Source organism: Sphingomonas sp. R1 (genome assembly GCF_025960285.1).
Taxonomy (GTDB): Bacteria; Pseudomonadota; Alphaproteobacteria; order Sphingomonadales; family Sphingomonadaceae; genus Sphingomonas.
This window is the reverse complement of record NZ_CP110111.1, coordinates 2761737-2785061: the sequence shown is the minus strand read 5'-3', so window position 1 is coordinate 2785061 and position 23325 is coordinate 2761737. Positions and strand designations below refer to the sequence as shown.

Genomic DNA, 23325 nt, shown 5'->3' with positions numbered 1-23325 from the left:
GAAGTATCCGCCGGCCGCATCCCGGACGATGCGGCGATCTCATGCCATATAGGGTGCGCGCGATCCGCTAGTAGATTCCGCCCTGCCGTTGCAAGAAGTCGCTGTCGGTCTGCTTGTCCGTCTTGCGCTGCACCGGCGCGGTCGCGGCGGCGACGGGCGCCTCCTCGTTCGCGGTGCGGCGCGTGCGCCGCGGATCCGTATCGGGGCGGAAGGCTTCCCAGATGATCGAGGAGAGCGGGTCGTCGCTCGGCCAGCCGCCCTGCACCGGACGACCGCTGCCGCGATCGATCCGCACCATGCGGACGCCCGGGGGCGCGACGAAGGGCAGCGGCTCCAGCCCCGCATAGGCCGGGATCGCGAACTCCTTGAAGATCGGCGCCGCGATCACCCCGCCCTGCGCATAGCCGCCGAGATTGGACGGCGTATCATAGCCCAGATAAAGCCCGCCGATCATCTGCGGGGTCCCGCCGACGAACCACACGTCCGTCGGGCCGGTGGTGGTGCCGGTCTTGCCCATCATCGGACGGCCAAGGTCGCGCAGCACCGTCGCAGTGCCGCGCTGGATCACGCCCTCGGTGATGTGGACCATCTGATAGGCGACCATCGGATCGATCAGCTGGCGCGCGCGGACGATCGGGCGCGGCATCGACTTTCCGTCCCAGTCGCGCGCATTGCAGCCCGAACAGGCGCGCCACCCCGCCGGGAAGATCACGCGGCCGCGGCGATCCTGGACGAAGTCGATCAGCGTGGGGTTGAGTGCACGGCCCTGATTCACCAGGATCGAATAGGCGTTGACCATGCGCAGCACCGTGGTCTCGCCCGCGCCGAGCGCATAGGAAAGATAGGGCGGCAGCCGGTTCTTCGACACGCCCAGCCGCTGGATCACGTCGACCACCTTGTCCATGCCGGTGGCGTTGGCGATCTGCACCGTCATCAGGTTGCGCGACTGCTCGATGCCCCAGCGCAGCGTGTGCGGGCCGGCGCCGCGGGCATTGCCGAAGTTGCGGAAGCACTTCTGGCCGAGCCCGGCACCCTGCCATACGCAGAAGGGGCCATCGACGACGATCGAGGCAGGGGTCATCCCGTTCTCGAGCGCGGCGGCATAGACGATCGGCTTGATCGTCGAGCCCGGCTGGCGGGTCGCCTGGGTGGCGCGGTTGAAGGCCTGGAGGCGCGAATCGAAACCGCCCTGCATTGCCAGCACCCGGCCGGTCGCGGGATCCTCGACGACCATCCCGCCCGAGATCCGGGGCACGCTGCGCAGGCCCCATTGCCCGCCCTCCGGGGCAACGGCGAGGATGTCGCCGACCTTGATCGCGTCGAAGGCATGACCGCCCCTGCCGCGGATCGGCATCGCGGCGGCGCTGGCGGACATCGTGCCGGTGTCGCCATCGTCGAAGCCGAGCTGCGCGCTGCGCGAATCGCGGGCGATCACCACTGCAGCACGCCAATTGTCGTAATCGACGCCGATGTTCTTGGAGACGAACGCCGAATACCAGCCGTCGCCTTCGAACGGCGCCTTGCCGATCGGCCCCGACCAGCCGCGCCCGCGATCGAACCGCAACAAGCCGTCGCGCAGCGCCCGCTGTGCATAGGCCTGGATCTTGGGATCGAGCGAGCTGCGCACCCACAGGCCGCCGCCATATACGCTGTATGGCCCGTCGTCCGGATTTTCGCCGAAGGTTCGGGCGAGCTGGCGGCGGACTTCCTCGACGAAATAGCCGCCGACCCGCTCGAACCGCGGCGTCTGGCGCGGCACGGTGCCGAGCGGCGACGCCACCGCCTCGTCATGCTGCGCCCGGTTGATGAAGCCGTTCCGCAGCATCTCGCCCAGCACCCAGTTGCGGCGATCGAGCGCGCGCTGGGTATTGCGATCGGGATCGTAATTGGCCGGGCCCTTGGGAAGGATCGCCAGATAGGCCATCTGGGCAAGGCTCAGCTTGTCGAGCGGCTTGCCGAAATAGGCGTCGCTCGCCGCCGCCACGCCGCCGGAATTGCGCCCCAGCTCGATGAAATTGAGGTACAATTCCATGATCTGCTGCTTGCTGAGCGTATCCTCGATCCGCCAGGCGAGGATCGCCTCCTTCAGCTTGCGCGTGTAACTCGCCTCGTTGCCGACGCCGAGATTCTTGGCGACCTGCTGGGTGATGGTGGACGTGCCGCGCGGCGTCTTGCCGCGGATCAGCCCCTCGCCCGCCGCGCGTACCAGGCCCGGAAAGTCGAGGCCGTGGTGCGAGAAGAAGGTGCGGTCCTCGGCGGCCATGAAAGCGCGCACCAGCAGCGGCGGGAACTCGTTGTAGCTCAGCTGCACGCGCCGCATCTGGGCATAGGCGTGGATCGGCGTGCCCTCGGCAGAGCGGACATAGCTGGGCAATTGCGGCTCGTAGCTGCGCAGTTTGTTGACCGAGGGCAGGTCGCGCGCGACGAGCAGCCAAAGGCCAAGCACCAGCAGTCCGGCGAGCAGCGCCAGCACGGCAAGGGTGCGGAACCACCAGCGTCGCCGCAACCGCGCCCAGCGGCCGGGTACGCGTTCGCTACGCTGGGGAGTATCGGAAGGGACGCCGTCGGCCATGCGGCGCGCGGTGTAGCACCTTTTCGGATGGAAGAAAGGGAGCCGCGCCCGCGCCTTGTCCGGGATCAACGGGTGGCGAGGAAGATTTCGGTCGCCCGGCGCACCGCAGCGGCAAGCCGTTCGCGGCCCGCGCTCGACGCCAGCGTACGTGCGTCTTGCGCGTTCGAGACATAGCCGAGCTCGAACAGCACCGAGGGCATGTCAGGGGCCTTCAGCACCATCAGCGCCGCCATGCGGCGCGGGCGGGTGTGCAGATGCAGGGCCGGTGCGACCTCGCGGGCGAGCAGATCGGCATAGCGCGCCGACACGGCCATCGTCCGTCGCTGGCTCAGGTCGATCAGCAGCGAGGCAATGTCGACGCGCGCGCTGCCCAGATCGACGCCGGCAAGCAGGTCGGCCCGGTTCTCCCGCGCCGCCATCCGGGCCGCCTCCTTGTCGGAGGCGACTTCGGAGAGGGTGTACAGCGTGCCGCCCGACGCCAGCGGATCGCCGGCGCTGTCGCAGTGGAGGGAGAGGAACAGTGCCGCGCCCAGCTGGCGCGCCATCTCGCTGCGCTGCTGCAGCGGCACGAACGAATCGTCCTCGCGCGTCATCGCCACGCGCACCCGCCCCGAGGCGAGCAGCGCGTCGCGGATCGTGCGGGCGGCAGCGAGCGTCAGCGCCTTCTCCGTGACGCCGTCGGGGCCGGGTGCGCCCGGATCGCGCCCGCCATGTCCCGGATCGAGCACGACGAGCGGCAGCCCTGCCGCGCCCCGCACCCTTGGCAGCGGCCCGCGGGCCGAGACCACCGGGACGGGCATCGCCAGGCTGACGCTGTAATCGGGGGCGCGCCACGCGAACCGGATCGCCTCGGCATCACCCACCGCCACCACCAGCGCGTCGCGCTCGATGCGGAATGCCGCCGCACCCTCCACCCAGCCGGACAGACCGGTCATCCAGCCGGCGAGCAGAAGCAGGATCCACGACACCGCGCCGCTATGCCGCGCACCCAAGCGCGCGGTCCAGTCCGGAAATCGGCACGAGTGGCTTGGTTAACCAGTTGCCAACACCCATGTGCGACACGCGGGGGATCGAAATTCCCGGAAAGGCTTTATGGCCGCCGGGGGACGATATCTTGCCCCTGCACCACCAGTTGCCGCAACGACATCACGGTGCTAGGCAAGGAATGCTTCCGGCACTGCGCCGGATAAGGCCCGCGACGCTTCTTTTGTCGCGACAGTTCAGGTTGACGTTCGCATGAGGCAATTTCCCCACCGTCCGCATCGCCAGGCCCTCGCGGCCGGCAGCGTGGCGATGGTGGAGCAAGGGGACCGCTGGTCCGCTCGTGCCCGTGCAGCAACAGCAGTTTTTGAAACCCGCGCCACCCGATTCGGCCTCACTGGCCGGCGGGTGCGCTTCTTGTATCGCGCGCTCGCGCCCCATTCCTTCGAGGAACTGTGCCGGCGCGCCCGGAGAATCATAAATGACCATGCGTATGCTGATCGACGCACGCCACCGGGAAGAAACCCGCGTGGCCGTCGTCAAAGGGAATCGAATCGAGGAATTTGACTTCGAGTCCGCTGAGCGCAAGCAGCTCAAGGGCAATATCTATCTCGCGAAGGTGACCCGGGTCGAGCCGTCGCTGCAGGCGGCCTTTGTCGACTACGGCGGCAACCGCCACGGCTTCCTTGCCTTCTCGGAAATCCATCCCGACTATTACCAGATCCCCAAGGAAGATCGCGAAGCCCTGCTGCGCGAAGAGGCCGAGCATGCCGCGCAGGAAGCCGCGCTGCGCGAGGCCGATGGGGATGACGACGACGATCACCACGACGATCACCACGACCATGAGGACCATGAGGATGGCGTGGAAGTGGTCGAGCGTCCGCACGACGACGAGGAAGTCTCCGAAGGCGAGGATGCGCCGCAGGGCAACCGCCGTCGCCGCGGCCGTGGCGGCAATGGCGACGAGGCCGAGGCGCTGCGCCAGCGCCGCATGAACCTGCGCCGCCGCTACAAGATCCAGGACGTGATCCGCCGCCGCCAGGTGCTGCTGGTCCAGGTCGTCAAAGAAGAGCGCGGCAACAAGGGCGCGGCGCTGACCACCTATCTCAGCCTCGCCGGCCGCTACTGCGTGCTGATGCCGAACACCGCGCATGGCGGCGGCATCTCGCGCAAGATCAGCTCGGCCGCCGATCGCAAGCGCCTCAAGGGCATCATGGCGGACCTCAAGCTGCCCGCCTCGATGGGCTGCATCGTCCGCACCGCCGGCCTCCAGCGCACCAAGACCGAGATCAAGCGCGACTTCGACTATCTCGCCCGGCTGTGGGACGAGATTCGCGAGAAGACGCTGACCTCGTCGGCACCCGCGCTGGTCTATGGCGACAGCGACCTGATGAAGCGCGCGATCCGCGATATCTATAATCGCGACATCGACGAGGTGATCGTCGAGGGCGAGGAAGGCTATCGCCAGGCCAAGGACTTCATGAAGCTCCTGATGCCGAGCCATGCCCGCAAGGTGCGGCAATATGCCGACGCGGTGCCGCTGTTCCAGCGCGCCGGCGTCGAGGAGCAGCTGTCGGCGATGTACCATCCCGTGGTGCAGCTGAAGTCCGGCGGCTATCTGGTGATCAACCCGACCGAGGCGCTGGTCTCGATTGACATCAACTCCGGCCGCTCGACGCGCGAGCACAATATCGAGCAGACCGCGACCGCGACCAATCTCGAGGCCGCCCAGGAAATCGCCCGCCAGCTCCGCCTGCGCGACATGGCGGGCCTGGTCGTGATCGACTTCATCGACATGGATCACTCGTCCAACGTCCGTAAGGTCGAGAAGGCGATGAAGGAGGCGCTGAAGAACGATCGCGCCCGCATCCAGGTCGGTCGCATTTCGGCCTTCGGCCTGATGGAAATGAGCCGCCAGCGCCTGCGCACCGGCGTGCTCGAAGCCTCCACCCGCACCTGCCCGCATTGCGAGGGCACGGGCCTGGTCCGCACCGCCTCCTCGGCGGGCCTGTCCGCGCTGCGCATGATCGAGGACGAGGCCGCCCGCGGCCGTGGCTCCGAAATCCTGCTGCGCGCCAGCCAGGAAGCGGCCTTCTACGTGCTCAACAAGAAGCGCGGCGAGCTGGCCGAGATCGAGGATCGCTACGGCGTGCTGATCGAGGTCGAGGCGGACGGCGAGCTGGAAGGCGCGCGCATGACGGTGGAGGCCTCGGGCCCGCCGCCGGCCTATGCGCCGAAGATCGAGCCGCTGCTCGAGGAGCCGGAAGAGGACTTCGTCGAGGAAATCGAGGAAGAGGAAGAAGAGCTCGAAGCCGAGGCGGAAGCCGAAGCCGCCGAGCCGCGCGAGCGCGGCGAGCGCGGCGAGCGCCAGGAGCGTGGCGAGGGCGAAGGCCGCGGCAAGCGCCGTCGCCGCCGTCGCGGTCGCGGGCGTCGCGGTCGTGAGGAAGGCGACGCCGGCCAGGATGAGCAGAGCGAGACCGACGGTGCCGAGGGTGACGTCGAAGCGGACGACGCCGAGCCGGCGGATGCCGAGGTCGAAGCCGCTGCGGAGACCGAGGAAAGCGCCGCGCAGCGCGAGGAAGGCGAGCGGAATCGCAAGCGCCGTCGTCGCGGTCGTCGCGGTGGCCGTCGCGGTGCAGGCGAAGAGGGTGCCGAGCAGGCAGCCGAGGACGCCGGCGAGACCGTCGACGCCGAGGCACCTGTGGCCGAGCCCGAGCCGGTTGCCGAAGCGGCACCTGCGCCGATCGCCGTAGAAGCGGAAGTCGAGGCGGAACCCGCCCCGGCCAAGCCGAAGCGCACCCGTCGCAAGAAGGCCGATGTCGACGCCGCGCCTGCGGAGGAAGCACCGGCTGCGGTCGAAACGCCGGCCGAGGAGGCACCGGCCAAGCCCAAGCGCACCCGCCGCAAGAAGGCGGACGTCGAGGCCGAGGCCGCACCGGCCGCGGCCGAGGCGCCCGCCGAGGAAGCGCCGGCCAAGCCCAAGCGCACCCGCCGCAAGAAGGCGGACACGGTCGCCGAGGCAGCACCCGAGGCTCCCGCCGTCGAAGCGCCGGTCGCGCAGGAAGCACCCGCTGCCGAGGAACCGGCTGCCGAAGCCGAGGCCCCGTCCGAGGAAGGCCAGCCCCGTCGCGGCTGGTGGCAGCGGACCTTCGGCGCCTGAACAAGTGCCCCGGCGCGGCAGCCCTGCCGCGCCGGGGTCTTTCAGTGTAGGTTCAGGGCCTTGTTGCCAGGGCAGCCCTTCGAACGAGTCCCCGGGGAGTATCGATCATGGCGCGCATCCACCGATTGGCCACGCTGCTCGCGATGCTCTGCCTCGCCGCCTTTGCGTCGCGACCGGCGATGGCGCAATCGGTGCTCCGCGATGCCGAAACCGAAGCGCTGCTCGCGGACATGGCCAGGCCGCTGTTCACCGCCGCCGGCCTCAACCCTGCCAACGGCAAGGTTGTGCTGATCGCCGATCCCTCGATCAACGCCTTCGTGGCGGGCGGGCAGATCGTGTACGTCAATTCCGGGCTGATCGATGCCGCGGATACCGCCAACCAGGTTCAGGGCGTCGTCGCGCACGAAATCGGCCATATCGTCGGCGGCCATGCGGTGTTCCAGCGCGACGGCGGCTATGGCAACATCTCGATCCTCAGCCTGTTGCTCGGCGCCGCGGCGATGGCGGCGGGTTCGGCCGAGGCCGGCACCGGCATCCTGATGGCCGGCCAGCGCGCCGCGATCGGCAAGTATCTCGCCTATAGCCGCGTGCAGGAATCCTCCGCCGACGCCGCCGGCGTACGCTTCCTCAACACCGCCGGCATTTCGGGCAAGGGCATGCTCAGCTTCTTCGACAAGCTGACCCAGGAAATGCACCGCTACGGCTATTACAGCACCGACCCCGAGGTCGACCCGTTCGCGCAGACCCATCCGATGTCGCAGGATCGCGTGCAGACGCTGACCGCCGACCTCAAGACATCGCCGAGCTGGAACACGCCGCTGAACGCCGATCTGGAACGCCGCTTCAAGCGCGTTCAGGCCAAGCTGCGCGGCTATACCAACGATCCGAAAAAGACGCTGCGGATCTACCCCAAGACCGACAACTCGATCCCCGCGCACTATGCCCGCGCCTATGCCTATCACCAGTCCGGCTATCCCGAACAGGCGGCGGAAGAGACGGCCGCGCTGGTCAAGCTGGCGCCGAACGATCCCTATTTCCTCGAGCTGCAGGGGCAGATCCTGCTTGAATCGGGCCAGCCCCAGGCCTCGCTCGAGCCGCTGCGCAAGGCGACGCAGCTTTCGAACAATTCGCCCCTGATCGCCAGCACCTTCGGCCACGCGCTGGTCGCGACCGAGGACAAGGCGAACCTCAAGGAAGCCGAGCAGGTGCTGCGCGATTCGCTCACCCGCGACCGCGACAATCCGTTTGCCTGGATCAACCTCGGCACGGTCTATGACCGCAAGGGCGACGAGCCGCGCACGGCGCTCGCCACTGCCGAACGCGCCAATCTGATCGGCGATGCGCGCACTGCAATGGTCAGCGCGCGGCGCGCGATGGGCGGGCTGCCGCAAGGCTCCCCCGAATGGATTCGCGCGCAGGACATCGCCATGGTTTCCGACCAGGCGATGAAGGACGACAAGAAGAACAAGGGACGCAATCTCCGGCAATGACACGCTCGAAGCTTTTCCTGGGCGGCGCGCTGCTCCTCGCCGCGATCCTGGGCGGCCTCGTCGTGCTGGCGCTGCAGGCGCTGGTGCCCGGCATCGGCGGCAACAAGGCGCAGGTAGAGCGGATCGTCCATGCCTATCTTTTGGAAAACCCGGCGATCCTGCGCGACATGATGGAGCGGCTCCAGCAGCAGGAAAACGAGCAGGCGCAAAAGGCACAGGAAGGCGCACAGGCAGCCGTTCCCGCCGCGCTGCCGGCGCTCACCACCCCCTTCGCCAGCGCCTGGGCGGGCAATCCGAACGGCGATGTCACCGTCTCGGTGTTCATGGATTATGCCTGCGGCTATTGCCGCGCCAGCCTGCCGGGGCTGGCCGAGCTGATCGCCAAGGATCCGAACGTCCGTGTCGTCTACCGCGAATATCCGGTGCTCGGCGAGGCAAGCGTCACCGCTGCCCGCTTCGCGCTGGCCGCGGCGCAGGCAGGCAAGTTCCGGCCCTTCCATGATGCGCTGTTCGCCAGCGGCGGCCCGAGCGGCGCCAGCATCGGCGCGGCGCTTGCCAAGGCGGGCCTGGACTCGGCGGCGACGCAGAAGCTGGCGAACAGCGATGCCATCACCAGGGAGATCGAGGCCAATCATCGGCTGGGCGCCAAGCTGGCAATGAACGGCACGCCCGCCTGGGTGGTGGGCAAGCAGATCCTGTACGGCGCGCGCGACTATCAGGCACTGGCCGACGCGGTCGCAATCGCCCGCAAGACGAAGTAGCCGCCGCGCCAGGGAAACCGGAGCGTTTCCCCGCATGGAAAACGCTTGAAAGAAAAGGGCGCTGGCGCACACCTTGCCGCAGGATGAACGGGACCCTAGCTAACGGGCTCCTTCCGGCCGGGGCCACATCCATGCAACCCATCCTGTCGCTACGCCAGGTCTCCAAGACCTATGCGTCGGGCCATACCGCGCTCGACCATGTCGATCTCGACATCCACAAGGGCGAGATCTTCGCCCTGCTCGGGCCGAACGGCGCGGGCAAGACCACGCTCATCTCGATCATCTGCGGCATCGTCACGCCCAGCACTGGTACCATCCTGGTCGACGGGCACGACGCGATCCGCCAGCCGCGCGCGGCGCGCTCCAAGATCGGCCTGGTCCCACAGGAGATCGCGGTCGACATGTTCTCGCGCGTCGGCTCGGCCGCACGCTATTCGCGCGGGCTGTTCGGCAAGGCGCCCGACAACGCCTATTGCGACCAGCTCCTCAAGGACCTGTCGCTGTGGGACAAGCGCGACGCCAAGATCATGGAGCTCTCGGGCGGCATGAAGCGCCGGGTGATGATCGCCAAGGCGCTGAGCCACGAGCCCGACATCCTGTTCCTCGACGAGCCCACCGCGGGCGTGGACGTCGAGCTGCGCCGCGACATGTGGAAGCTGATCGGTCGGCTGCGCGACCGCGGCACCACCATCATCCTCACGACGCACTATATCGAGGAAGCCGAAGAAATGGCCGACCGGGTGGGCGTGATCAACAAGGGCAAGCTGTTGCTGGTCGAGGAAAAGACCGCGCTGATGAAGAAGCTCGGCAAGCGCGAGCTGGACCTCAGCCTGGTCGAGCCGCTCGCAGCGATCCCGGCCGGGCTTGGCGAGTGGCAGCTGAGCCTTGCCGACGACGGCCACCGCCTCCGCTACACCTTCGATGCACAGGCGGAGCGCACCGGCATTCCGTCGTTGTTGCGCAAGCTGCACGACCTGGGCATCGCCTTCAAGGATCTCGACACGTCCAAGTCGAGCCTGGAGGACATCTTCGTCGACCTGGTGGGGGCACAGGCATGAACGGCATCAACTTTCCCGGCATCTGGGCGATCTACAAGTTCGAGATGGCCCGCACGATCCGCACGCTGTGGCAGTCGATCGCGACCCCGGTGATCACCACCTCGCTGTATTTCGTCGTGTTCGGCGGGGCGATCGGCAGCCGGATCGATGCGATCCACGGCGTGAATTACGGCAGCTTCCTGGTGCCGGGCCTGATCATGCTCTCGCTGCTGATGCAGAGCATCGCCAATGCTTCGATCGGCATCTACTTTCCGAAGTTCACCGGCACGGTGTTCGAGCTGCTCTCCGCACCGATCTCGGCGATCGAGCTGGTGGTGGGGTTCGTCGGCGCCGCCGCGACCAAGTCGGTGGTGATCGGGCTGATCATCCTGGCGACCTCGGCGCTGTTCGTGCCGCTGCGGGTGGACCATCCCGCCGCGATGCTCGCCTTCCTGGTGCTGACCGCGGTGACGTTCAGCATGTTCGGCTTCATCATCGGCATCTGGGCGAAGAGCTTCGAGCAGCTCAACATCGTGCCCTCGCTGCTGGTGACGCCGCTGACCTTCCTGGGCGGCGCCTTCTACTCGATCGACATGCTGCCCGAGCCCTGGCACACGGTGAGCCTGTTCAACCCGGTGGTGTATCTGGTGAGCGGCTTCCGCTGGAGCTTCTTCGGCCACGGCGACGTCGATATCGCCTGGAGCCTGGGCTTTACCGGCGTGTTCCTGCTGCTGTGCCTCGGGCTGATCGTGTGGATCTTCCGGACCGGGTACCGGCTGAAGAACTAGAAGATCAGAGTTAAGCCCCTCCCCTGAAGGGGAGGGGCTTGAGACGTCAGATCACCGCACCACCGGCAGCGTCACCACCGATCCCGTGCACACCCGCTGCGTCGCCTTGCGATAGTCCTCGGGCCTGGCCTTGTAGATGTTCGGCACGAAGGTCTGGGGGTTGCGATCGATCACCGGGAACCAGCTCGACTGGACCTGCACCATGATCCGGTGCCCCTTCTTGAACACATGGTCGTGGTCGCGCAGCGGGAAGTCCCAGGCGGTCACCTGATCGGGCACTAGCGGCGTCGCCCGCTCGAAGCTCTTGAGATACCGCCCGCGGCGGATCTCCATCGCGATCGGCAGCTCATAGCCGTTGAGGCCCTTGGCATAGGCGCCCAGCGCGGTCGGCGCCTTTTCATAGTCCTCCGGGAACACGTCGATCAGCTTGACGACGAAGTCGCTGTCGGTGCCGCTGGTCGAGGCCATCAGCTTGGCGGTGATCTCGCCGGTGACCGTCAGGTCGTTCTCCAGCGGTGCGGAGACGTAGCTGAGCACGTCGGGCCGGTCGTCGACAAAGCGCTGGTCCTCGGCTTCCCACCAGCGCCAGTCGGGCGTGGCATAGGTGGCGGACATCGGCCGCGGCCGGAACGGCACGGGCCGCGCGGGATCGCTCACATAGTCGCGGCACCCCTCGCCCGCCGCCGGCGCGGTGAAGCTGAGCGAACCGTCGCCGTGCAGATAGAGGTTCGTCGCCTGCGCGCTGGCGAGCGGGTAGGCCTGATAGGTCTTCCACTGCCAGGAACCCGACTGGAAGCTTTTCAGCGCGAAATCCGGCTTGGTGCCGGTACCATGCAGCCAATAGGCGAAGAACGGTGCTTCGACCTGCTCGACGAACTGCGTGCCGCTGTCGACGCCGAACGGGATGCGCCCGAGGCTGTTCGCCGGCGATTGCCACGTGCCGTGCGCCCAGGGACCGGCGACCATCAGCGCCAGCTTGCCCGGATCATTGGCGCGCTGCTTTTCCCAGATCTTCCAGCTGCCCCAGGGATCTTCCTGGTCCCAATATCCGGCAACGTTGAGCGTCGGCACGGTGGTCTTGCCCAGCGCGTTCGACCAGACCTGCTTCTTCCAGTGCTCGTCATAATCGGGATGCTCGATCATCTCGCGGAAGCGCGGCACCCGGCCCTTGAAATACTTCTTCTCGATCTCGTCGGGCGAGCCGGCATGGAGGAACCAGTCATAGGTGTCGTATCGGTCGTACAGGTCGATACCGTCATTGGTCTTGTCGGCCTGGAGGCTGTTCACCCAGTCGCTGGCATAGGTGAGCCGCATCGCCCCCCAGCGGTGAAGATCGTCGTTCTTCCAATAGTCGATCCACGCCGCCTGCGGGCTGGTCGCCTTGAGCGCGGGGTGGGGCTTGGCGAGCGCGATCGCGGCGGTGAAGCCGGGGTAGGAAACGCCCCACATGCCGACCTTGCCGTTGTTGGGCTTCACATTCTTCACCAGCCAGTCGATCGAGTCATAGGCATCGGTCGCCTCGTCGACCGCGCCCTTGCCCGTCTTCACCTCGGTGGAGAGGGTGAAGGGGCCGCCTTCGGACTTGAAGCGGCCACGCATGTCCTGGAACACGAAGATATAGCCGTCGCGCACCAGCGGCGCCCAGCTGCCGGGCACCCGCGACGGGGCCGCGCCGGGCGAGCCATAGGGGCTGCGCTGGAACAGGATCGGCAACGGGCCCGTGGCGCCCTTGGGCCGGAGGATGACGGTGTGGAGCTTCACCCCGTCGCGCATCGGGATCATCGCCTCTTCGAAGGTGAAGGGCGCATCGGCCGCGGCGGACGCGGCCTGGGGCGGCGCTGCTGCCGCAAGAGGTGCGGCAAGCGCCGCCAGCGCTACGGAAACCAGCCAGTGCCGCATGTTCGTTCGTCCCCCTCAAGATCAGGGTGACTTGGTGCGGCAAGACGCCGCCGGGATCAAGCCGGCGGCGTCCTCTCCTGCGTCAATCGACGCGATGTTCGCCCTTCACCCAGCGCACGGTGCCCGAGCTGGCGCGCATCACCACGCTCTCGGTAGTCATCTTGCCCTTCACCCGCTTGACGCCGGCGAGCAGCGAACCGTCGGTCACGCCGGTCGCCGCGAAGATGCAGTCGCCCTTGGCGAGTTCGTCGAGCGAGTAGATCTTGTCGAGATCCTCGATGCCCCACTTGGCCGCCCGGGCGCGCTCGTCCTCGTTGCGGAACACCAGGCGGCCCTGGAACTGGCCGCCGACGCAGCGCAGCGCGGCGCAGGCCAGCACGCCCTCGGGGGCGCCGCCCTGGCCCATATAGACGTCGATCGTCGTGTCCGGATCGCTGGTTGCGATCACGCCCGCCACGTCTCCGTCCGGGATGAGCATGATACCGCAGCCGATGCCGCGCAGCTCGGCGATCAGCTTCTCGTGGCGCGGGCGATCGAGCACGCAGGCGATGATCTCGCTGGGCTGAACGCCCTTGGCAGCGGCAATCGCCTGGATGTTCTCGGTCGGCGTCTTGGCGAGATCGATCACGCCCTGCGGATAGCCGGGGCCCACCGCGATCTTGTCCATGTACACGTCCGGCGCATTGAGCAGGCAGCCTTCCTCAGCCACCGCCAGCACCGCCAGCGCGTTCGGGCCGGCCTTCGCGGTGATCGTGGTACCTTCCAGCGGATCGAGCGCGATGTCGATCTTCGGACCCTTGCCGATCGCCGAACCCACCTTCTCGCCGATATAGAGCATCGGCGCCTCGTCCCGCTCGCCCTCGCCGATCACCACGGTGCCGTCCATGTACAGCTGGTTGAGCGCCTCGCGCATGGCTTCCACGGCGGCATGGTCCGCGGCCTTCTCGTCCCCCCGGCCGATCAGGCTGGACGCGGCGATCGCCGCGGCCTCGGTGACACGCACCATTTCGAGCACCAGGACACGATCGAGAACATGGCTTGCGTTCGGCATTCAGTGATCCCCTGTTCGATTTGTGCGACGCGATAGGAGGCCACCGGGTCGCTGTCGACCGTGCTAACGTTGTCAGCGACGTTAACCAAAGTGCTTTAGTGCTTTTGGTGAGAATCTCGGCTATCATTGCGTGGAATCGTGGGGGATTGACACGATGTTGCTGGTGCTGATGCTTTTTGTGCAGGATAGCATGGTCTCGACGGTACTGGCGGACTATCGGTCGCAGACCCGTGCCGAGATCCCGTGCCGGACGGCGAGCGACGAAGGCGAGATCATCGTCTGTTCCCGGCGCGAGGCCGATCGCTATCGCGTCCCCTTCGTCACGCCGGACCTGTCACGCGATTCGGATGCGGCGCGCCTCAACCGGCTGATCGGCGATCCGGTGCAGCAAGGGATCACCAAGTGCGGCGAAGGCGCCTTCACGGTGAAATGCGGCGGTGTCGGGCTCACCGCCACCATGGGCTTCGATGGCAAGACCAAGGTTCAGAAGCGCGAGCTGGCGCCATGATCGGCCTTGCCGCAACGCTGCACAGGTTCGCAACCACCCGCCCCTCCACGCGTTGGCGCGGCGGGATGCAACAGGAGGGCATATGTTGTTGATCGCACTTGCGTTGCAGAGCGCAAGCATGGCGGCCACGGTGACGGCGGCGGAGGTAACGCGATCGCGCATGGTTCGCACGACGTTACGCCGCTCCGCTCGCCCGCAGCCGGTGCTGTCGCCGCTGATCTCCAGCTGCGAGGTCGAGCGCGATTGCGGGATGCCCAGCGCCCGGGCCCGGATCGCCGCCACCCGCGAGCCGCTGATCGACCGCAAGATGGAGATGCTCCGCGCGGCCGAAGGCCCTGCCTGCAACCGCACCGGCATGCCGGTATGCCCGGACAGCGGCCGCCGGGTGCTGCGCCTGAGCTTCTGACATCAGGCGCAGCCGACGCTCAGGCGTCGAGAATGTGCATCCACATCGGCTCGCCGGTCAGGCTCTGCGAGCCGCGCAGTTTCTCCAGCGCCTGGGCAATGCTGCGCTCCGGCGCCTCGTGCGTGACGATCGCGACCAGCGCACTGCCATCCGGGCTCACGCCGCGCTGGATCAGGCTCTCGATCGAGACGCCCGCATCGCGCATCGCTGCGGCGATCTCCGCCAGCACACCGACACGGTCCGCCACGGTGAAGCGGACATAGGAGCGGCCGCGCCGCTCGCCGCTGTCCGCGGCCGGCTGGGCGGCAAGCGCCGTTGCGGGCATCGCATAGGGCGGGCCGAATTCGCCGCGGGCGATGTCGATCAGGTCGGCGACCACGGCGCTAGCGGTCGGGCCGTCGCCCGCGCCTGCGCCCTGGAACAGCAGGCGACCGACGAAATTGCCCTCGGCCACCACCGCATTGGTCGATCCCGTGACATGGGCGAGCGGATGGCCGAGCGGCACGAGGTGCGCGTGAACGCGCTGGAACAGCCCGTGCGCCCCCGCATCGGCGATGCCGAGCAGCCGGACGCGGTAGCCGAGCGTCGCCGCCTCGGCGATGTCGGCGGCGAGGATGTGGCGGATGCCGCTCGCCTTCAGGTCGCCGAACGCCGGCTGGGTGCCGAAGGCGAGGCTGGCCAGGATCGACAGCTTGTGCGCCGCGTCGATGCCGTCGATGTCGAAGGTAGGGTCCGCCTCGGCATAGCCCAGCGCCTGCGCCTCGGCGAGGATCTCCGCGAAATCGCGGCCTTCGGCTTCCATCTTCGAAAGGATGAAGTTGCAGGTGCCGTTGAGGATGCCATAGACGCGCGAGATCGCGTTGGCCGCGGCGCCTTCGCGCAGGCCCTTGATCACCGGCACGCCGCCCGCCACCGCCGCCTCGAATTTGAGCGCGACCCGTGCCGCCTCGGCAGCCTGCGCCAGTTCAAGGCCGTGATGGGCGATCATCGCCTTGTTCGCCGTCACGAAGCTCTTGTTCGCGCCGAGCGCCGCGCGGGCGAGTGCCAGCGCCGGGCCGTCGGATCCGCCGACCAGCTCGACCACCACATCGGCGTTCGCGTGCCGGGCGAGTTCGACGGGATCGTCCACCCAGTCGAAGCGCGACAGATCAATTCCGCGATCCTTGCTGCGATCCCGCGCCGAAACGGCGACCACCTCGATCCTGCGGCCGGCGCGGCGGCTGATCAGCTCGGCATTGGCGTCGAGCAGGCGAATCACGCCGCCGCCCACGGTTCCCAGCCCCGCCAGTGCCACGCGCAACGCTTCCGCCATTCCTCGTTCCTCTTGAATCCATATGACAAGGCGGCGGCCGGGCGCTTGTCGCCCCGCCGCCGCCTGTCCGTCCCTAGCGCCTTCCCTTCCCCGAAGGAAAGACAGATTTTGTCGCGATCGAGCATCGCGACGTGCTGTTTATTTCTTGATCAGGCCAATCTCGACGAGCCGTTCATGCAGGTAATCGTGTGCGGTGATCGGCTCGGGATAGCGGTTCGGGTTTTCTGCGGTGACGCAGCCGGGCAGCGTCTTGATCAGGAAATCGGGCGCCGGATGCAGGAAAAATGGCATCGAATAGCGTGAATGGCCGCGGCGCTCGGCCGGCGGATTGACGACGCGGTGCGTGGTCGAGGGCAGGACATGGTTGGTCAGGCGCTGCAGCATGTCGCCGACATTGATCACCATCGCGCCTTCGGGCGGCTTCACCGCCAGCCACTTGCCGTCGCGATCGAGCAGTTCGAGGCCGGCTTCCTCGGCGCCGAGCAGCAGGGTGATGAGGTTGATGTCCTCATGCGCGCCGGCGCGCACCTCGGGCGCATCGGCGGCAACCGGCGGATAATGGAGCAGGCGCAGCACCGAATTGCCGTCCTTCACCGCCGTGTCGAACCAGTCGGGCGCGAGGCCGAGATAGCGCGCGACCGCCGAGAGCAGCTTGTCGCCGGCGGTATCGAATGCGGCGAAAAGCTCGAGGAACGTCTCGCGGAACCCCTCCGGCGCGCCCGGCCACACATTGGGTGCCATCACGTCGGCGAAGCGGTGGCCGGCAGCCAGCTCGCGGCCGATATGCCAGAATTCCTTGAGGTCGACATGGGTCGCGCCCTTCGCGATTTCGGTCTTGAAGGGCGTGTACCCCCGCGCGCCGCCGCCACCGGGAATGAAGTGCGCGCGCTTCTCCGCTTCGGGCAGGTCGAAAAATGCCTGGGTCAGGCGCCAGGCCCGCGCGATCAGGTCCTGCGGCACGCCATGATCGCGCACCACTGCAAAGCCGAAGCGCTGGAACGACTGGCCGAACGCCTGGGCGAAGCCCTCCGGATCGCCGGCCTGCGCCTTCAGCGAAAGCACCGGAATTTCGGTGAGGGTATCCAACATCACAGTCTCCGAACGCAAAAACGCGTGGTTAGTCGTGCAACCGCGGCGCCGACAAGCTTGGGAAATTTCCCAATGGCGCGCCGCTGTCCCGAAATCGGGATCAGCGCCCCACCTGCATCAGGCCCCGCGTTTTGCCATCGCCCTGCGCGCTCAGCTGCAGCGCGAAGGGCTGGCCGTCATCCGTGGTGCCGATCAGGTTATCGTCCTTGGTCGTCACCTTGAAGCCCTGCTTGGTCATGTTGTCGCGGAACCAGTCGCGCACCAGGGTCGGCGCGGCCGGGCTCTCGAACTCGACGATCACCTGGCCGTCCTTGTCGCCGGCGCCGTCATTGACCTTCAGGTTCTTCAGCGTCGAGCCGGGATACAGCGTCACGCCGTCGATGTCGAAATTCTTGGCGTCCAGCGGCATCTTGGGCAGCGTGATCGACCCCTGAATGCCCGGTGCCTTGATCTGGATGCGGCCATTGGCATCGGTGGAGATCACGCTGTTGCCGTCCGTATCGTTGCCGTCGAAATTGATGTTCGCGCTGCCATGGCACGCCGCCAGCGCGATCGGCAGCAACAGGGGAACGAAAAGGCGATTCATGCGAGGTCTCCTGCGGCGGTTGCACCCCGCAATGTTGTTGCGCGACGATCTGCGTCAACCCGAAAAAGGGTGACGTAGCGGAAGGCTTGGGCCATGGCCGCGTGCATGAACGCCCCGCACCTGAGTACCGCCTCGGCCGGCCAGGCCCCGCTGCGCTTCGCCGAATTCGTGACCCTCGCCGCCGCGCTGATGGCGCTGACCGCGCTGGGCATCGACTCGATGCTGCCGGCCCTGCCCGCGATCGGCACCAGCCTGGGCGTCGATTCGGCCAATCACCGCCAGTTCGTGATCACTGCCTTCCTGATCGGGTTCGGCACCGCGCAGCTGTTGTACGGGCCGCTCTCCGATCGCTTCGGGCGACGACCGGTGCTGCTGATCGCGCTCGGCTGCTATGTGGTGACGAGCTGGGTCGCGGCGATCTCGGGCAGCTTCGTGCTGCTGCTTGTCGCCCGCGTCGCGATGGGTACGGCGGCCGCAGGGTCGCGCGTCGTCACGGTCGCGCTGGTGCGCGACTGCTATGCCGGGCGCGCGATGGCGCGGGTGATGAGCCTGGTGTTTATCGTGTTCATGGCCGCCCCCATCTTCGCCCCTGCCGTGGGGCAGATCATTCTGGCGGCAGGCGGATCGTGGCGGACGATCTTCTGGGGCATCGGCGCCATCGGCGCACTCGTCCTGCTCTGGTTCGGGCTGCGCATGCCGGAGACGCTGGCGGCCGATTCGCGCCAGTCGCTGCAGCCCGCGCGGGTCGTCGCCGATTACGGCGTGATGCTGCGGGACCGGGCGGCGGTCGGCTATACGATCGCCACCGGCCTGCTCTCCGGCGCGCTGTTCGGCTTCATCGGCTCGATCCAGCAGGTGATGGCCGATGTGTTCCACCGCCCCGAACTGCTCACCACCGTGTTCGCCAGCGTGGCCGGCACGATGGCGGTGGGATCGTTCCTCAATTCGCGGATCGTGATGCGGCTGGGCACGCGGGTGATCTCGCATACCGCGCTGACACTGCTGACGCTGTTTGCCGCGATCCATCTCGCCGTCACGGTGCTGGGCCTTGAGACGCTGTGGAGTTTCGCGGCCCTCCAGGCGCTGATGATGGCATGTTTCGGACTGGCCACGTCCAACTTCTCGGCGATGGCGATGGAGAAGATGGGCGCGATCGCCGGCACCGCCTCCAGCCTGCAGGGATTCGTCACCACCATCGCCGGGGCCCTGATCGGCGCCGCGATCGGCCAGGCCTTCGATGGCACCACCATACCCTTGTACAGCGGATTTCTCCTCATGGGCGGGCTATCGCTCGTGGTAGTAGCGGTGACCGAGCGCGGACGGATGTTCCGCCCCAGCTGAGTCGGAACGCAGCCGGGGTCAGCGCCGTTGCGCACTCATATCCCGGCGATCCCCGCCGGGCTTGCTAAGGAAACAGGCGATGAGCGGCATCCAGGGTCCCGGCGACGACGGCTATGACGCGGAAGGCTATGACGAAAGCCAGCGCGCCGAAATTCTCGAGGCGACCAGCGACGGTCCCGACAATGGTTCGCTGCTGACCGATCTCAACCCCGATCTGGGCGGCAGCGAGGATGATGACGACGATCTCGACGAGCTCACCATGACCGACGACGAGATCGGCGAGGAAGACGACGACGCCGACGAGGACGAGGACGATCTCGACGAGGACGACATTCAGGACGACTTCGACGACGAGGAGGTCGACGAGGACGATCTGGACGAGGAACTCGACGATCCGGATGACGCAGCGCTGCGTCCGTAAGGCTTGACGGCATGGCGCGCCGGGCGGAAGCTCCGCGCGCCATGCCGACCGATCCGCGCGTAGACGCCTATATGAGGCCGCCACCGACTTTGCCCGGCCGCTGCTCGCGTGGATGCGCGCCCGAGCGCACGCCGCGGTACCGCAGGTCGAAGAATCGATAAAATGGGCGCGCCCCGCCTTCATGCTCGGCGGACGGCCTTTCGCAATGATGGTCGCATTCAAGGCCCATTGCAGTTTCGGCTTCTGGGAACATGCGGCCGCGTCGTGGAATAGGGACCACGCGGCCGAGCAGGTCGAGCAGTTCCGTCGCATCACCAGTCTCGCGGATCTGCCGGACGCGTCGACCTTTGAGGCGATGGTGCGGGCGGCTGCCGGCCGCCTGTTCAGCGGCGAAGGCCCCAGCCGACCGCCGCGCCGGCCCCGTCCGGACCTGCCGGTACCTCCGGAACTGCTGGGCGCGCTTGCGAACGATGCCGCGGCCCGCGCCACCTTCGATGCCTTTCCGCCCAGCGCGCGTCGGGACTATTGCGAGTGGATCAGCGAGGCCAAGCGTCCCGAGACCCGCGCCCGCCGTGCCGGGCAAGCGATCGCGTGGCTGCGTGCGGGCAAGCGGCACAACTGGAAGTACGCGTGACGCTTGTACCGCACGCTGTCTATGGTACGTTGTATCGTACCCAACGACGGAGGAGAGGCCATGCGCAAGTTCGTACCCGCGTCCGACCCCATGCCGATCGGCGCGATCAACGTGACGCCGTTCATCGACGTGATGCTGGTGCTGCTGATCGTGATGATCCTCAGTATCCCCGTGATGACCCACAAGGTCCCGGTGGACCTGCCGCAGGGCGATCCCGGAATCACCGACAATGCGACGCACCGCCTCGCCATCGACAAGGACGGCACGCTGTTCTGGGACGGCGCTCGCCTCGCCGAGGCGGCGCTGCCCGCGCGGCTTGCGGGCCTGCGCACCGATGCGGCGGTGCTGGAACTGCAGACCGATCCCGAAACGCGCTACGATCGCTTCGATACGGTGCTCGCCACGATCAAGCGCGCCAACATCGTCAAGCTGGGCTTTGTCGGCAATCAGCCGCTAAAGGATTGAGGAACCGGCGCATCCGGTGGCTCGTTCGCACATCCCCGATGTGGAAGAGACCCGGATGCGCCTGATCCCTGCCCTGCTGACCGCCTGCTCGCTTGCCGCCTGCTCCTCGGGCCTGCCGCCCAGGATGGACAACGCAACCGGGGACGGCGCGGCCAACCAGATCTCGCAGACTGCCCCGGCCGCAACCGAGCGTGCGCCGAGCAACGCGCAGGTGGAGCCGCTCAATCCCCCTGCGCCCGGCGAGCCCGGCGGCCTTCCCGACGATCGGACACCGGTGAGCGAAGCCAAGTTCACGCCCGACAGCGCGCAGGGCGCCGCCAATGTCGTGCAGACCTATTATGCCCTGATCGAAAGCCGTCGCTACGATCAGGCTTGGGCGCTGTGGAGCGATGGCGGCAAGGCGTCAGGTGGCGATGCCGAGGCATTTGCGGCGCGCTTCGCGCCCTATTCCGAATATCATGCCAATATCGGCGCGCCCGGGGCGATCGAAGCCGGCGCAGGCCAGCGCTACGTGACCGTGCCGGTGCAGGTCTATGGTCGCCTGAAGGCCAGCGGCAGGCCGTTCCATCAACTGGGCGAAGCAACGCTGCACCGCTCGGGCGACATTGACGGCGCCACGGCCGAACAACGCCAGTGGCACATTCGCGCGATCAAGTTTCAGAACGATCCGGGAAAACCGGCACAATAGCCCCGGCGCGAAATCGCCGCTAGCATCATCGCCATGCCGCGCTTCACGCTCCAGATCACCGCCGGTCCCGCCGACATCGACATCCTCGGCCATGTCAACAATGCCGTGTGGGTTGCCTGGATCCAGGACATTGCCGGGGCCCATTGGGCCGCTCTGGCCACGCCCGAGGAGCAGGACCAGCTGATCTGGGTCGTGACCCGGCACGAGATCGACTATCGCGGCAATGTCCGCGAAGGCGAGACCGTGCTCGCCGAGACCTGGGTGCCGGAGGCGCCACGCGGTGCGCGATTCAACCGGCACGTCCGCTTTCTCGGCCCCGATGGCAAGGTGCGGGTCGAAGCGGTCACCACCTGGGCGCTGATCGATCGCGCCTCCGGACGGTTGCTCCGCGTCCCCGCGGAGCTGGGCGAACGCTTCGTCGCGGCGACCGCCTGACGAAGCGAGTCGCGCATGCGACGAGCCGTGGTTCGCGTGCAGCGGCTCTTGCCCTATCGTGCCGCCATGGTCTCTCGTCGCCTAACCCGCCCCCTGGCCGGCCTGGCGCTGCCGGTGCTGCTCTCGGCGTGCATCTTCGGCAGCGGCGGCGGCGGGGAGAAGCGTCCGGCGCCCGCCCCGTCGAAGCCGCGGCAGAGCGGCCCGATCACGCTCAACGGACCCACGCCGCGCGAGACGCAGCAATGCTTCACCGATCTCAGCCGCGCCGGGGTCCGCTACAGTCCGCTGCCGGATCGTGACTTTGGCGGCGGCTGCATCGTGCAAGGCGCCGTGCAGCTGCTCGACATCGGCGTGCCCGTGGGCGGCATCAAGTCGATGCGCTGCCCGCTTGCCCGCGCCTTCACCGGCTGGGTGCAATTCGCCGTGGCGCCGGCGGCGCGGCAGATCCTGGGCAGCGATCTGGTTCGGGTGGACACGTTCGGGACCTATGTCTGCCGGGCGATCGTCGGCGGCTCCCAGCCGGGTAGCAAACTGTCGGAACATGGCCGCGCCAATGCCGTCGATGTCTCGGGGTTCGTGCTGAAGGACGGGCGGCGGATCACTATCCTCAAGGATTGGACCAACCCAGACCCGGCCATCCGCAGCTTTCTCGAGACGATCCACGGCTCCGCCTGCAGACGTTTCGCTACCGTGTTGAGCCCGAACTATAATTATGTCCATCGCGACCATTTCCACCTCGACATGGGTCGCGGCCCCTTCTGCGCCTGAGGCTTCCCAACCGCCCCGGATGCGCCTAATCCGCAGGCAATGAGCGATACGAGAGTCCCGTCGCGCGTCTTCCGCCCTGCCCAGCAGGAAGCCGAGGCCGCCAACACCGCCACCGGCACGCCCCAGACCGAGCACCCCGCATACCGGCTCGCCTTTCAGGACATGGATTTCCTGCTGCGCGAGGACCTGCGGCCGGTGCGCTTCCAGCTGGAACTGCTGAAGCCCCAGCTCCTGCTCGACGAGGCGAACATTGCGTCGACTTTCGTGATCTACGGCTCGGCCCGCATCCCCGAGCCCGCAAAGGCCGAGGCCGTGCTGGCGCTCGCCGAGACCAAGCAGCAGAAGCGCATCGCCGAAAGCCTGGTCGCCAAGTCCAAATATTATGACGTGGCGCGCGAACTGGGTCGGCTTGCCAGCAACTTTCCGCTGGATGCATCCGGGAAGCGGCACTTCGTGGTCACCTCGGGCGGCGGTCCGTCGATCATGGAAGCGGCCAATCGCGGCGCGCAGGACGTGGGCGCGGAGACGATCGGCCTCAACATCGTGCTCCCGCACGAGCAGGCGCCGAACCCCTATGTCACCCCCGGCCTCAGCATGCAGTTCCACTATTTCGCGCTACGGAAAATGCACTTCCTGCTGCATGCCCGCGCGGTGGCGGTGTTCCCGGGCGGCTTCGGCACCTTCGACGAAAGCTTCGAATTGCTGACGCTGATCCAGACCGGCAAGGTCGATCCGATCCCGGTGCTGTTCTACGGCAAGGAGTTCTGGAACCGCGTCGTCAACTTCGAGGCACTGTGCGACGAGGGCGTGATCTCGCCGCGCGACCTGAACCTCTTCCGCTTCTGCGAAACCGCCGAGGAAGGCTGGGAGATCGTCCAGGACTTCTGGCGGAACAAGGAAACGGCGCAGGGCTGATCCTGCGCCCGGGACGGC

22 protein-coding genes are annotated in these 23325 nt (G+C 67.3%); 15 read left to right on the top strand and 7 right to left on the bottom strand.

The features are described from left to right. Positions 1–67: 67 nt before the first annotated feature. Positions 68–2572, bottom strand: a complete 2505-nt coding sequence (locus OIM94_RS13315; protein WP_264607199.1) for a penicillin-binding protein 1A — start codon at positions 2570–2572, stop codon at positions 68–70. 65 nt (positions 2573–2637) lie between these two features. Further along, positions 2638–3540 (bottom strand): N-acetylmuramoyl-L-alanine amidase family protein, encoded by a 903-nt coding sequence (locus tag OIM94_RS13310; RefSeq protein WP_264607198.1) that lies wholly within the window; start codon positions 3538–3540, stop codon positions 2638–2640. Positions 3541–4034: 494 nt separating this feature from the next. Between OIM94_RS13310 and OIM94_RS13305 the strand changes: the two genes are divergently transcribed. The 5 genes from OIM94_RS13305 to OIM94_RS13285 all read left to right on the top strand — a co-directional run bounded on the left by OIM94_RS13305 (position 4035) and on the right by OIM94_RS13285 (position 10789). Beyond that, on the top strand, positions 4035–6713 hold the full coding sequence (locus tag OIM94_RS13305) for an Rne/Rng family ribonuclease (RefSeq protein ID WP_264607197.1): 2679 nt from the start codon (positions 4035–4037) through the stop codon (positions 6711–6713). A gap of 107 nt (positions 6714–6820) precedes the next feature. Further along, positions 6821–8203: a M48 family metalloprotease gene (locus tag OIM94_RS13300; protein ID WP_264607196.1), complete on the top strand. Its 1383-nt coding sequence runs from the start codon at positions 6821–6823 to the stop codon at positions 8201–8203. After that, positions 8200–8964, top strand: a complete 765-nt coding sequence (locus OIM94_RS13295; protein WP_264607195.1) for a DsbA family protein — start codon at positions 8200–8202, stop codon at positions 8962–8964. The genes OIM94_RS13300 and OIM94_RS13295 overlap by 4 nt, the downstream gene beginning before the upstream one ends. 131 nt (positions 8965–9095) lie before the next feature. Next, complete coding sequence (locus tag OIM94_RS13290; RefSeq protein ID WP_264607194.1) at positions 9096–10022, top strand: ABC transporter ATP-binding protein; 927 nt, start codon at positions 9096–9098, stop codon at positions 10020–10022. Next, the gene (locus OIM94_RS13285) at positions 10019–10789 is read left to right on the top strand and encodes an ABC transporter permease (RefSeq protein WP_121073141.1); all 771 of its coding nucleotides are present in this window, start codon (positions 10019–10021) and stop codon (positions 10787–10789) included. The genes OIM94_RS13290 and OIM94_RS13285 overlap by 4 nt, the downstream gene beginning before the upstream one ends. Before the next feature lie 51 nt (positions 10790–10840). On the opposite strand, the gene OIM94_RS13280 is transcribed toward OIM94_RS13285, so the two are convergent. Continuing rightward, on the bottom strand, positions 10841–12688 hold the full coding sequence (locus OIM94_RS13280) for a CocE/NonD family hydrolase (protein ID WP_264607193.1): 1848 nt from the start codon (positions 12686–12688) through the stop codon (positions 10841–10843). 82 nt (positions 12689–12770) lie between these two features. Next, positions 12771–13739, bottom strand: a complete 969-nt coding sequence (gene glpX, locus OIM94_RS13275; RefSeq protein WP_264607192.1) for a class II fructose-bisphosphatase — start codon at positions 13737–13739, stop codon at positions 12771–12773. 169 nt (positions 13740–13908) lie between these two features. Here glpX and OIM94_RS13270 point away from each other — a divergent pair, with 169 nt between their 5' ends. Together OIM94_RS13270 and OIM94_RS13265 are read left to right on the top strand one after the other, a co-directional pair. Further along, on the top strand, positions 13909–14247 hold the full coding sequence (locus OIM94_RS13270) for a hypothetical protein (protein WP_264609908.1): 339 nt from the start codon (positions 13909–13911) through the stop codon (positions 14245–14247). Between the two features lie 82 nt (positions 14248–14329). Further along, positions 14330–14653 carry a hypothetical protein gene (locus OIM94_RS13265; RefSeq protein ID WP_264607191.1) on the top strand — a complete coding sequence of 108 codons (324 nt, stop codon included), beginning with the start codon at positions 14330–14332 and terminating at the stop codon, positions 14651–14653. 19 nt (positions 14654–14672) lie between these two features. Here OIM94_RS13265 and OIM94_RS13260 read toward each other — a convergent pair whose 3' ends face one another. From OIM94_RS13260 to OIM94_RS13250, 3 genes are all read right to left on the bottom strand, one after another. Next, positions 14673–15965, bottom strand: a complete 1293-nt coding sequence (locus tag OIM94_RS13260; protein ID WP_264607190.1) for a homoserine dehydrogenase — start codon at positions 15963–15965, stop codon at positions 14673–14675. Between the two features lie 138 nt (positions 15966–16103). After that, complete coding sequence (locus OIM94_RS13255; protein ID WP_264607189.1) at positions 16104–17054, bottom strand: isopenicillin N synthase family dioxygenase; 951 nt, start codon at positions 17052–17054, stop codon at positions 16104–16106. Positions 17055–17154: 100 nt separating this feature from the next. Continuing rightward, on the bottom strand, positions 17155–17640 hold the full coding sequence (locus tag OIM94_RS13250) for a hypothetical protein (protein ID WP_264607188.1): 486 nt from the start codon (positions 17638–17640) through the stop codon (positions 17155–17157). A gap of 105 nt (positions 17641–17745) precedes the next feature. Between OIM94_RS13250 and OIM94_RS13245 the strand changes: the two genes are divergently transcribed. The 8 genes from OIM94_RS13245 to OIM94_RS13210 all read left to right on the top strand — a co-directional run bounded on the left by OIM94_RS13245 (position 17746) and on the right by OIM94_RS13210 (position 23307). Then, a complete protein-coding gene (locus tag OIM94_RS13245; protein WP_264607187.1) occupies positions 17746–18981 on the top strand; it encodes a multidrug effflux MFS transporter in 1236 nt (411 codons plus the stop codon). Positions 18982–19060: 79 nt separating this feature from the next. After that, positions 19061–19402, top strand: coding sequence for a DNA primase (locus tag OIM94_RS13240; RefSeq protein WP_264607186.1), 342 nt, complete (start codon positions 19061–19063; stop codon positions 19400–19402). 112 nt (positions 19403–19514) lie between these two features. Continuing rightward, complete coding sequence (locus OIM94_RS13235) at positions 19515–20036, top strand: YdeI/OmpD-associated family protein (RefSeq protein ID WP_264607185.1); 522 nt, start codon at positions 19515–19517, stop codon at positions 20034–20036. A 60-nt stretch (positions 20037–20096) separates the two neighbouring features. Further along, positions 20097–20501 (top strand): ExbD/TolR family protein, encoded by a 405-nt coding sequence (locus OIM94_RS13230; protein WP_264607184.1) that lies wholly within the window; start codon positions 20097–20099, stop codon positions 20499–20501. A gap of 16 nt (positions 20502–20517) precedes the next feature. After that, positions 20518–21189, top strand: coding sequence for a hypothetical protein (locus OIM94_RS13225; protein WP_264607183.1), 672 nt, complete (start codon positions 20518–20520; stop codon positions 21187–21189). 33 nt (positions 21190–21222) lie between these two features. Further along, on the top strand, positions 21223–21624 hold the full coding sequence (locus OIM94_RS13220) for an acyl-CoA thioesterase (RefSeq protein WP_264607182.1): 402 nt from the start codon (positions 21223–21225) through the stop codon (positions 21622–21624). A gap of 66 nt (positions 21625–21690) precedes the next feature. Continuing rightward, positions 21691–22392, top strand: coding sequence for an extensin family protein (locus OIM94_RS13215; protein WP_264607181.1), 702 nt, complete (start codon positions 21691–21693; stop codon positions 22390–22392). Positions 22393–22431: 39 nt separating this feature from the next. Beyond that, entirely contained in the window at positions 22432–23307 is an 876-nt protein-coding gene (locus OIM94_RS13210; RefSeq protein ID WP_264607180.1) for an LOG family protein, read from the top strand. Positions 23308–23325 lie beyond the last annotated feature (18 nt).